10 protein-coding genes are annotated in these 11,960 nt (G+C 34.0%); 2 read left to right on the top strand and 8 right to left on the bottom strand.

Translation table 11 applies throughout. The features are described 5' to 3' along the window. Positions 1-66: 66 nt before the first annotated feature. The 5 genes from ACS3UD_RS05075 to ACS3UD_RS05055 form a co-directional block, all read right to left on the bottom strand. Positions 67-1,263: an acetate/propionate family kinase gene (locus tag ACS3UD_RS05075; protein ID WP_308137505.1), complete on the bottom strand. Its 1,197-nt coding sequence runs from the start codon at positions 1,261-1,263 to the stop codon at positions 67-69. Positions 1,264-1,353: 90 nt separating this feature from the next. After that, a complete protein-coding gene (locus tag ACS3UD_RS05070; RefSeq protein WP_308137506.1) occupies positions 1,354-1,926 on the bottom strand; it encodes a histidine phosphatase family protein in 573 nt (190 codons plus the stop codon). Positions 1,927-1,928: 2 nt separating this feature from the next. After that, positions 1,929-2,663, bottom strand: a complete 735-nt coding sequence (cobS, locus tag ACS3UD_RS05065) for an adenosylcobinamide-GDP ribazoletransferase (protein WP_308137507.1) — start codon at positions 2,661-2,663, stop codon at positions 1,929-1,931. Then, positions 2,645-3,238, bottom strand: a complete 594-nt coding sequence (gene cobU, locus ACS3UD_RS05060) for a bifunctional adenosylcobinamide kinase/adenosylcobinamide-phosphate guanylyltransferase (RefSeq protein ID WP_308137508.1) — start codon at positions 3,236-3,238, stop codon at positions 2,645-2,647. Before cobU ends, cobS begins: the two co-directional genes overlap by 19 nt. Positions 3,239-3,442: 204 nt before the next feature. Next, on the bottom strand, positions 3,443-4,237 hold the full coding sequence (locus ACS3UD_RS05055) for a class I SAM-dependent methyltransferase (RefSeq protein ID WP_308137509.1): 795 nt from the start codon (positions 4,235-4,237) through the stop codon (positions 3,443-3,445). A 377-nt stretch (positions 4,238-4,614) separates the two neighbouring features. On the opposite strand from ACS3UD_RS05055, the gene ACS3UD_RS05050 reads away from it, so the two are divergent. Next, a complete protein-coding gene (locus tag ACS3UD_RS05050; protein ID WP_308137510.1) occupies positions 4,615-5,823 on the top strand; it encodes a nucleotidyltransferase in 1,209 nt (402 codons plus the stop codon). Between the two features lie 56 nt (positions 5,824-5,879). Here the strand turns inward: ACS3UD_RS05050 and iadA are convergent, their stop codons facing one another. The 3 genes from iadA to ACS3UD_RS05035 form a co-directional block, all read right to left on the bottom strand. Further along, entirely contained in the window at positions 5,880-7,022 is a 1,143-nt protein-coding gene (gene iadA, locus ACS3UD_RS05045) for a beta-aspartyl-peptidase (RefSeq protein ID WP_308137511.1), read from the bottom strand. A gap of 3 nt (positions 7,023-7,025) precedes the next feature. After that, positions 7,026-8,462, bottom strand: coding sequence for a Na+/H+ antiporter NhaC (gene nhaC, locus ACS3UD_RS05040; RefSeq protein WP_308137512.1), 1,437 nt, complete (start codon positions 8,460-8,462; stop codon positions 7,026-7,028). A 179-nt stretch (positions 8,463-8,641) separates the two neighbouring features. Beyond that, positions 8,642-10,654, bottom strand: a complete 2,013-nt coding sequence (locus tag ACS3UD_RS05035) for a sigma 54-interacting transcriptional regulator (protein WP_308137513.1) — start codon at positions 10,652-10,654, stop codon at positions 8,642-8,644. 330 nt (positions 10,655-10,984) lie between these two features. Between ACS3UD_RS05035 and ACS3UD_RS05030 the strand changes: the two genes are divergently transcribed. Continuing rightward, a complete protein-coding gene (locus tag ACS3UD_RS05030; protein WP_308137514.1) occupies positions 10,985-11,938 on the top strand; it encodes a hypothetical protein in 954 nt (317 codons plus the stop codon). Positions 11,939-11,960 lie beyond the last annotated feature (22 nt).

Genomic DNA, 11,960 nt, shown 5'->3' with positions numbered 1-11,960 from the left:
CCTTTTTATTCGCAGAGTTAATTATATGAGAAAAAAAATATTTTGTCAAGCAATTAATTTTACAGTTTATTTTTCTGCAAGTGCTTTTGTATCTCTTGCTATCATTAACTCTTCATTTGTAGGTATAACAAATACCTTTACTTTTGCTCCGTCTTTTGATATTTCAACTTCTTTTCCTCTTATGTTGTTCTTTTCTTCATCAATTTCAATTCCGAGGAATTCAAGACCTTTACAAATTTCTTGTCTGTTAGAAGCTGAATTTTCACCTAATCCTGCTGTGAAAACTAACACATCTACTCCACCCATAGCAGCAGCATATGAGCCTATATACTTTCTAACAGTGTAATCGAATTTTTCTAATGCAAGCTGTGCTCTTTTATTTCCTTCTGATGCAGCTGATTCTATATCTCGGAAATCACTGCTTACTCCAGAAATTCCAAGAACTCCTGATTTTTTATTCATTAAATTATCAACCTGCTCTGCAGTCATGTTCTTGTTGTTCATTAAGAATGTAACTATAGCAGGGTCTATATCTCCGCATCTTGTTCCCATTACCAAGCCTTCAAGAGGAGTCATTCCCATGCTTGTGTCAACTGATTTACCGTCTTTAACAGCAGTTAAACTTGCTCCGTTTCCTAAGTGGCATGTAATTACTTTAGTGCCTTCCAAGCTTTTTCCAGTCAATGCAGCAACTCTTTCTGTTACATATTTGTGTGAAGTTCCGTGGAATCCATATCTTCTTATAGCAAGATCTTCATAAAGCTCGTATGGAAGTGGATATATATATGCTTCAGCCGGCATTGTCTGATGGAAAGCAGTATCGAATACTCCTACCATAGGTACTGTCGGCAGTAATTCCTTGCATGCTTCTATACCGATTATGTTTGGCGGATTATGTAAAGGCGCGAGAGGAATGCATTCCTTCATAGCTTTAATAACTTCGTCATTAATTAATACTGAGTCGGCAAACTTTTCTCCGCCGTGAACAACTCTGTGTCCTACAGCATCTACCTCATCCAATGATTTAACTGCGCCATGCTCAGGATCTACAAGAGCTTTCAGCACAAGGTTGATAGCATCTTTATGGTTTTTTAATACTTCCTTGATAACAACCTTGTCCAGACCTGTTTTTTCATGTTTTAAAACACTACCTTCAATTCCTATTCTTTCAACCAGGCCTTTAGCTAATACACTTTCATCATTCATGTTTATCAACTGATATTTTAATGATGAGCTGCCACAGTTAATTACTAATACATTCATGTTTGTCCTCCATAGTTAATTATATTGTTATATAAAATCTCTTAGATTTTAAAACTCTGTTGCGGTCAGCGCGCACGCTGTCCATTAATTTTAACTGCACTTTACTATTCTTACAAATTTTCTGTTGTTTAATACCAAAATGTCACAGTTCGATATTATAAAGTCCCACAAATTTGTATCATCTGCGATTCCAAGGTATAAAAGCACAGCTTGTATCACTCCGAAATGCGTTACTATAAGTGAATTATCAGGAACATTATCAATAAATTCCGAAATTCTTGCAATAATATCTGTGTAACTTTCACCTTGAGGAAATTTAAATTTATGCTGCACTGCCATCCAGTCTTCGGCTTCTTTAACATAGGATGCTGTTATTTCCTCCCATGTCATATTCTCGAACAAGCCGAAATTGACCTCTGCAAGGCATCTCTCCGTTTTTATTTTACTTTCCTCAAAACCAATTTCACTGCCGATAATTTTTGCGGTAATACTAGCCCTTATTAGCGGACTTGCATAAATATTTGATATATTTTCATGTTTTAATCTTCTGCCTGCAAGAGCAGCTTGTTCTTTTCCGCGTAAGGACAGCTTAACATCCGTAATTCCGCAGAATTTTTTATTTATATTTGCCTCTGATTCTCCGTGGCGCACTAAGTATATCATAATTATCCCTGTAAAAAAAGTACCAATATCATAAATATTACTTGACTAACCTCTGCTATAAAGCCGCATGTATCTCCGGTCATGCCTCCTATTTTGTCCTCAATTCGGCATGATATAAAATAGGATGCCACGATAGAAGCAAAACAAGCTGTAAGAATAATCATCCTGCCCGGCAAAAGAATGCCCAGAAATATCAATATCGTTAGATTTATAACAAGAACTTTCGTGCTTATAGACTCTATGAACAAAGTACCCATTCCCTTTGTTTTTTTTGCGTATTTTTTATTCCATGATGCTGTTATTACTGAAGCTCTTCCAACCACAGGCATCATAAAACATGTATAGATATCCGTATAGGAGAATAATAAAATCTGGGAAAAAATAATTATTATAAGACTTATGACACCAAAGGCACCTATATGTGAATCACTCATTATTTCAAAGATTTTTCCGCCTGTTCTACCGGAAAATATTCCATCGGATGTATCTGCAGCTCCATCCAAATGTATGCCTCCTGTCACTGTTATATACGCAACGGTAAGCACCAGACCTTTAAGCAATAAAATATATGTATAGCCTAAAATCACATGTATCATTCCTAAGAACAGCCCTATAACTGCCCCAATCAAAGTATAAAGGCTCAGCGCCTTTTTAAAATTTTCCTCTTTATATTCAATTCTCTTTCCTACTGGTATCCTTGTAAAAAAAGATATTAAAGTTAAAAATCCGGTTCCCATTTTACAGCTTCACCCCTTGATTTAAGTTTAATAGGTATGCCTGAAAAAATAAAATACATGAAATCGGATTTTTCTGCAATTTCTCTATTGATTCTGCCGCTCATATCTCTGAAATAATTACCCATATAGTAGGAAGGCACTACTCCCATTCCTGTTTCATTGGACACTATTATCAGTTTTTTGTTATGATCATTGCACACCTTTATTAAATTCAAGACCTCCAGTGTTATTCTTTTTTCAAGATCATTTACCTGGGATGCCTTGCAGCTGTCAAAATCAATTTTACTGTCAAACATAAAATTACCGATCAAAGTAGTAATGCAGTCAATTAAAATCACTTCACACTCTTCAAATTTCTTGAATTTTATAAGTTCGCCGAAGTTTGAATACATTTCGATAGTGCTCCATGACTTCGGCCTCTGCTCCCTATGCTTTCTCACTCTGTCTTCCATAGCCTGATCCGTTATAACCGACGTAGCCAGATAAACAACCTTATCGCTGTATTCTTTTGCCTTTTGTTCTGCAAATGTGCTTTTTCCGCTTCTGGCACCGCCTATTACAAAAGTTACGCTCATTTTATCACCAATTCCTACTATTTTTGAATAAGCCTTAAATATTATATCACCTATTGATAAAAAATCAAAGAAAAATCTTCATATATCAAATACAGCTTACGGTTAATCCGTATAAGGATGATAGCACTATTTTGGTAATTTTAATAAGCTCAGATGCTGTATTTAAAATCACTTAGTTCATTAAGACAACACAATATACATATACTACTTCTTAACTTCTAACAACCAAGTTATTCCAACAATGCTATTCTCCAGATCGTCACATTCATTTATTTGACTTTGCACATAACTATCAAACAGCTTTCTTTTTTCAGGATATTCAACGCTCAATTCATCAGCTCGAATAGAAATAAGCCTGGTATTTTCATCATTTACATTCTCTTCATCCAAGCCGGAGACAATTCTATCGACAAGCTTTACACCGGTTTTATCGAAAACTGACATCCATTGCTGATAAGTTAAGTAATCATGTTCAAATTTTATATTTTTAGTTTCTGCATCTTTTAAATAAGCATCATCATATATTATAAAACCATTGGTTTTAAGCGTATCCTTTAATTTTAAAATTACATCTTCAGGTGTGCCGAGTACATCACCGACTGCCCCATAAATAACACAATCATTATCTCTTTCCCCTGTAATAGCCTGATATATGTTTCCGATCGAAAATTGACATAAAGAAGCAACTCCCATATCCGTGGCTTTTTTATGAGCATAATTAATAAATTCAGGAACAATGTCAATACCCTTTATTTTTACATTAAATTCTTTTGCAATTTTAATACTAACAGCACCTTTACCGCATGCCAAATCCAAAAATTTTGTATTTTCATTTAAAATCATATGTTTTTTGATAAGATAAATCATATCGTCCGGACTGCTTCCCAACTCCCATATGTCCTGTAAAAGATATGGCAAAAATGGTAATAATTCAATACTTTCTGCAGTTAAAGATTTTGCTAATTTTTCTTGTGTCATCTTGTTCGTTTCATTAGACATAATAACCTCCATATTATAAAAAATTTGCTCCTTTACCGGAACTTTACCTAATATATTGATTTTTAGGTGTTTCATATATAAATAAAATACCTTTTTATTAATTACCCTTCAATACGCATTTTTGCTTTTCTAGCATTGGCTCAAATATAAGATAAAGTTCTTCCGAATCTTGCTGTTTTACATAAAGGATAAACACAAGACTGTAACGCTATTTAATACAACTAATAAAATTTCAATTCCCTATCATACCTTTTTCTTTATAAGTTAATTAACTTTTATTAAATTATAAACTAACAATCCAATAATATCAATAATATTTGACAATATACGGAAGTATAGTTATTATTATATAAAATATAAAAATATGTGGTGAAGTTATGAAAATTACAGGTATTGTTGCAGAATATAATCCATTTCACACAGGTCACGAATATCAGTTAAAAAAAGCCAGGGAATTATCATCCTGTGACGGGACTGCTGTTGTTATGAGCGGAAACTACGTCCAGCGCGGTGAGCCTGCCATTATAGATAAATTCAAGCGAGCCGAGGCAGCAGTACATGGAGGAGCTGATTTGGTTATAGAACTCCCCATGCCTTTTTCCTTTCAAAATGCAGAAATGTTTGCCATGGCTGCAGTCAGAGAATTGAAAAAGTTACCTGTCAGCAACCTTAGCTTCGGCTGTGAATGCACGGATATTAAATTGTTAGAAAAAACAGCTTCAGTTCAACTGGATGCTGAGTTTAACAATGAGCTTAAGTGCGAAATAAAAAAAGGGATGTCCTATCCAAAGGCACTGTCAAATACAATATGCTCATTTTTGGGAGAGCAGGCTTCTATTCATGCATCCAGTCCAAATAATGTTCTAGGCATAGAATACATTAAAAGTTCAATTAAACAGAATACAGGCTGGAAATACATTCCCATAGAACGCATTGGTAAGGGTCATAATGATTTTAGATCAACAGGCAGCTACGACAGTGCCACCGCCATAAGAAAAGCAATTTTAAAATCACAGGGTGCTAATGTATCGGTAACTCCGAAAAGCAGAGAAATGATTGACATGTTTTATAATAATCATGAAAAACTAAACAGTCTCGACAATTATCTGGAGATTCTATATTACAGAATTATTCAACTGGGGCCTGAAGGGCTGAATAAAATTTATGAAGTTTCTGAGGGGCTTAACAACAAAATATATTCAAATGTTTTCTTGCATGAAAACATAGATGATTTAATCATGTCTCTGAAGTCAAAGAGATACACATATTCCAGATTAAGAAGAATGCTTTTGAATATATTGCTGGGGATTACCTATGTAGACATAAAACATTTTATGTATTCAAATACAAACTATATAAAAGTGCTTGCATTTAACGACACCGGTAGAATGATTATCAAAGAAGCAAAAAAAAGCGGAACCATTATTATCAACAGGTATTCTGACTATAAAAAACATAATTTATCTGATGACGAAATGCGTCTCTTCCGCCTTACATCAAGAGCAACAGATATTTACAACATTCCTTTGAAAAACAGAAAAGCCAATTTTGAATATACGAAAAATTCCATATACGTGAAAATATAAAAAATATGCCTGTACCGCTAAGGCTTCATCTTAGCAGTGCAGGCATTTTCTACATTTTATTCATAGGTTCCTTTAACCATGATTTTTCCATTGTCAAGCATTAATCTTCCTTTTGCTATTACTGATACTATATCCATTTCTTTATTTACAATCAGCACATCTGCATCTGAGTTTTCACAAACTACCCCTTTTTTAGGATATATTTCTAGCGCCTTAGATACATTTGTGGTAAAGAAAGGCAATGCGTCTTCAATGCTGAAATTTAAATTACTAACCATATTTTTAAATTCATTGTAAAGACTGCTTACGGACGAAACACCTATTTCTAATATGTTTCCTGCCGAGTCATAATTTGACCAGCTTCCGTATCCATCAGAACTCACGGTTATATTTTCAAGTGGCACACCCATTTTCTCAGCTTGTATAATTACATTTGAAGGAGACATTTCATCTGACATTCCGCATGTTAAATCTATTATTCCACCTTTTTTGGCATAATCAAAGGATTCAAGAAGCAGTTCTCTTTTCCTGTTTACATGGGTTGGCCTTATTACTTTAACAGGTATTTCAGTTTTTTCAAGCACTTCATTTACTAATCTCAGTCCAGCATCACCATTACCCATATGAGCAGTAACAATTCCTGCTTTTCCTGATATCATTCCGGCAACTCTTGCATCTGAAGCCAGCCTTGCCAATTCATCACATGAAATGCTTGGTGAACGGTGATCGGATAAAGCTATTTTCACACCTATAATTTCATCAATGAAAGCAATGTCCTTTTTTATTGAACTTGTAATCGTAGTAGAAGGATATCCGTATGAACCTGTTAATGCATAAACTGATATTCCCTCTTCCTTTAATGATTTAGCCTTTGCTACTAAATTTTCAACGTTTCGAGTTATAGAATCAGTACCTAGAAGACCTACTACTGTAGTGGTACCACATTCTATCAGCTTTGACAATGTGATTTCCGGAACACGTGTTTTAAAACTTCCTTCTCCGCCGCCACCTGTTATATGAACATGGTTATCTACAAATCCAGGTATGAGTTTATTCCCTGTACCATCAATTACCTTTAACTTTTCATTAAATTTAGGTATGCTGTCTTCTATCAGTACAATTTTATCATTGATAATTAAAACGTCTTTTACCCCAATGCTTTTTGGTGTATACATATCAATATTTTTTATTAATATCATAATTTATTCGTCCTTAGTAATTTTTTTCTTTGATGGGTCTATATATGCAATACCGATTCCCGTGAATGCCAAAATTATGGCAAATACAATTCCCATATAGCACATTACCGCCCAAGGCAGATATTCAAGAGTGTCAACACCCAATGTGGCAGTCATATACGCACCTGCTGCCGACCACGGAACAAGAGGAACCAATACTGTACCTGAATCTTCCAAAGTTCTTGATAAATTCTTTGCCTGCAGGTTATACTTTTCATACACTGAGCTAAATAACTGCCCCGGAAGCAAAATAGATAAATAGGAATTACCTGTAACAAATGCAACGGTAAAACAAGAAGCAATTGTTGAAACTATAATTCCAGATGTAGACTTCACCTTTTTTGTGATTGTTTCAAGAACTACATCCAACATACCTGTTACACTCATAATTCCTGCAAAACCCATAGCACAAAAAACCAATATTGTGGTTCCTGCCATGGATACTGAACCGCCTCTGTTTATTAATGTTAACACATCCTTTGTTACTTCTCCCTCATATCCTGTCATTGTAACATTAAACCCGCTAATAAGCGATATAAATCCATTCTTTAAAGTAAAACCCTGCATAATGATACCTATTAGTACTGCAATCAACGCACTGCACAGCATTGTTGGTATTGTAGGCCATTTAACGAATGAACCCACTAATATCAAAATCACGGGTATCAACAAAATAATATTCCAATTAAACATAGAGCTAAGAATGTTCTGCAGCGAGCTTACTGCTTCTGCGGTACTACCTGCACCACTTGTACCTAATCCTGCAATAAAATATACTGTTAATGACACTATAGTGGCTGGAACAGTTGTATAAAGCATATGTTTTATATGATCGTACAATGTTGCTCCTGCTGCAAGAGGAGCTAAATTTGTCGTATCTGATAACGGTGATAATTTATCACCAAAATATGATCCGGCTACTACCGCACCTGCAGTTGCTGGAAGAGAAACTCCCAAGCCCCCTGCTATTCCCATAATAGCAACTCCTATAGTCCCTGCCGAACCCCATGATGTTCCAGTTATAGTAGAAAATACTGCCGTTATTAAAAATGCTGTAACCAGCAAAAACTTAGGATTTATAATTTCTACTCCGTAGTAAATAATCATTGGAATAACACCTGAAAACATCCATGAACCAATAAGTGCACCGACACTCCATAAAATTAGAATAGCAGGCATTGCCATTGATATTTTTTCAATTATTCCTTTTTGCATTTCATCCCAAGAATATCCCAGACTAATAGCTATTCCGCCTGCTAAAAATGCAATTAAAATTAGTATAGGCTCAGCTTTAAGTTTCATATAGCCAACCCCTATAACTAATGTAACCATCATGAAAACTATTGGCATAACTGCTTGAACAAATGTTGGTTTTTTCTTTACCCTCTCTTTTTTATCCATTTATATTCATCTCCCTATATATTTATTTATAAATTATTTAGCAATTATTATGCCAAAGCAATATATATATATACATATCACTAATTTTCATTAGTTTGCAGATATTTTTTCATTTTAGCCCGACTGTTTTTGTTATCCCAGTATAATTTGATGGCTGATAAAAACCATAGCATGGTTAATTATAACCAACTATGGTCTGAATATTTTTCCATTACTCTTTTACCTTTTTCAGTAATTCTTGAACCCTGTTTCTTATATTCAACAATTAGCTGTTTGTCTTTTAATTCTTTCAATATTTTCCGAATTTTTCCTTCACCTATTTTTTCATCTAGTTCTGATGCCATTTCAGCAATTTTTATTCTTCCTAATGCCATATTTTCATTTTTGGCAAACAAATTAAGTACCCATATGGAATATGAATCTAAAAACACGTCGTTTGTTTTAAAAGTATTGCGCATATAGCTGTGCAGCAATGACATTCCTGCTTTCTCGCCCTCATATATTAATGCCAGATATTCAATAAGATTTAACATTTCTCTGACATTGCCCGGCCATTGATAATCTAATAAAAACCTTATGGTCTCCTCTTCAAAAAATTCATTAAGAGACGTTATTTGTTTATCTGATAATTTAATATTTATAAAATGCTTTAGAAGATGCTGCACGTCATCTCTTCTTCTGCGTAAAGGGATTGTTTCTAAAGGAAGTATATTTAATCTGTAAAATAAATCCTGTCTAAACTTATTTTCTTTTATCAGTTCAATTATATTTTTATTTGTTGCGGCAATAATTCTCACATCTACTGACAATTCATCCGCAGCTCCGATTTTTCGTATGCGTTTTTCCTCCAAAACTCTTAACAGTTTAGTTTGTATATCAATGGGAATATCTCCTATTTCATCAATAAATATAGTACCGCCATTTGCTATCTCAAATATTCCCATTCTCCCTCCCTTTATCGCGCCGGTAAATGTACCTTCTTCATATCCAAACAATTCCGCTTCAACAAGGCTTGATGTCAAAGTTGCAATATTAATAGGAACAAATGCTTTGCTGCTCCTGTATGAATTCATATGTATGGCCTGAGCTAGTATTTCCTTGCCGGTGCCGTTTTCTCCCGTTATCAGTACGGTCCCGTCACTTCTAGAAAATTTCTGAGCCCTGCTGATCATCTCAATTACATTTGTATTGATTGTAATATAATCATTAAAATTATGGAGATTCCTCTGAACATATGTATTAATTCTTTGATTGTATTTTACATCTGATGCCGATAAATCCTTATTAATCTTAGCTGAAACTATATAGCCGTATTTTTTTAAAAAATTAACTTGCCTTATTTCAACTGATACTTCTCTATTTTCTATTCTGCATACGAATTTTCCATAATCATTGATACTAAATAAGTCCAAATTTATCATGTCACATATATTTTTTGCAAGCAGATCTTTTGTTTTAAGTCCAAATATATATCCGAATTTGGAATTTGCACTCATTATTGTTCCTTCGCTGTTAATGAATGACACTCCATAGTCCAGATTGTTTACAATAAGCTGCAGCTTCTGTTCAGATTCACAATAAGCTTTTCTGCTTTCATCAATTTCTTTCGAAATATCAATTATATCTCTTATATAGTCTTTTATTTGGCTATCATTTATTTGTTTTTCAATTTTTAAAACAGATGCTATTTCATGCACCGATTGAATATCTAATATTCTTGAACCTATGTCAATCAGTTTTTCTGGTTTATAGGGAACTAATTGACTTTCTCCTGCGACAATCGTTATCTGCAAATCAGGGCATACGGCACATCCCGGATAATACGGATTATACCTTACATGATCAAGTCCAAGCTCAATAAGCTGTTCGATAGCTTCTTTTGTTGATTCGTAGCTGTCATTAACAAACAGTACGTCTTTATTTTCGTCAATGGTTATTATTTCTTTTATGTTCTTATGATTAATAATTCTTCTTGCAATCAGTGAAGGTATATTTGAATCTATATATCTTGAAGCCTTATTTTTGAAATGGGCGCTGGTATACAGAACTAAATCAACCTCAGGTCTCTTCGATTTCAATTCTGATACAATTACACTTTCTATATTTACACGTTTGCCAAATAGGTTTTTCAGCTGATTTGATATTATTGTTCCTGTATTTATGCCTTCGCTAATAATCAGAATTTTCTTCATCTCATTTACCGCCTTTATTTCTGTATATGATATAATCAATCTTTTTTTAATATATCCTAATCTTACCTCGTCTTAAGTAAATATTATAACAAATTCTTAATTTATACAATATAAAATAAATACACGAGAAATACCACAGGATCTTTTATTCCTTTCCTATCTCCAGTGCTTTTTTACTATATCTTATATACTATTTTTTTGTTCACCCTTACCCTTAACAAAGAAATAAAAATATAACAAGGCAGATAATATATTATAATTAAATCTTGTCTGAAATATATATCATAATGACCCATACGTGTAAATAAAATATGTTATGGGGGTTGTATTATGTTTAAGAGAAATTTTATTCCAATACTGGTTCTATTGATGATATGCTTTTTTATAGTTGAACCTGCTACTGTTTCTGATGGGGTATTTACCGGATTAAAAATTTGGGTTAACAATATTATTCCGTACCTTTTTCCCATGATGGTATTGTCAAACATACTTCTTCAATACAACTTCCTGTACAGCCTGTTCGGAAAAATGGATTTCATTTCAAATAAGCTGCTGAAAAACAAGTACGCACTTATCCCTTTTTTTATAAGCTTTGTATCAGGATATCCTTCAGGAGCCATGACAGTTAATTCTATGGCCGGTTTCAAGAGGATAAATGAAAAGCAGGCCAATTACTTGGCTGTATTCACAAATAACTGCAGCTTTCAGTTTATAGCAGGCGCGGTTTCATTCTCCATGCTTGGACATTTATACTTATATAAATACATAGCTGTTCCCCATATTTTAGGAGCAATAATACTCAGCCTGCTGATCAAAAATAATCCTTCTTCCGATCACTCCAAAAAAGTTGTAGTATCTACGGTTCCCTTTCATGCTGCATTCAGTTCCGCAATGGTTAAAGCCATAACAGGTATACTATCTGTAGGAGGCGTAATAGTTATTTTTTCTGTGCTTTCAAGTTTTTTAAACAAAAACCTTTCTTCAGCAGCTGAAATGATATCGCTCAGCATCGGTGCAAAGGATATCATACACTCTGTGCTTGTGGGTATATTGGAAGTGACCAATGGATGCAGCATAATAGCTTCGTCCGGCTATGTTCCTTTGGAAATTAAACTGCTTATAATCAACTTCCTAATCAGCTTTTCAGGCATGTCAGTGGTTTTTCAAACTGTTGCGGTAACAAATGAATTTAATCTGGAAATTAAAAATTACATTTTCTACAGGTTTATTCACGGCCTTATTTCTGCCGTTCTTTCTATCATAATGTATGCTGTCATATATTAATGTTGATATTGACCGAAATAAT

Source organism: Sedimentibacter sp. LTW-03 (assembly GCF_052059825.1).
GTDB lineage: Bacteria > Bacillota > Clostridia > Tissierellales > Sedimentibacteraceae > Sedimentibacter.
Note: the sequence above shows the minus strand (reverse complement) of the source record. Positions and strands in the feature narration are given on the sequence as shown.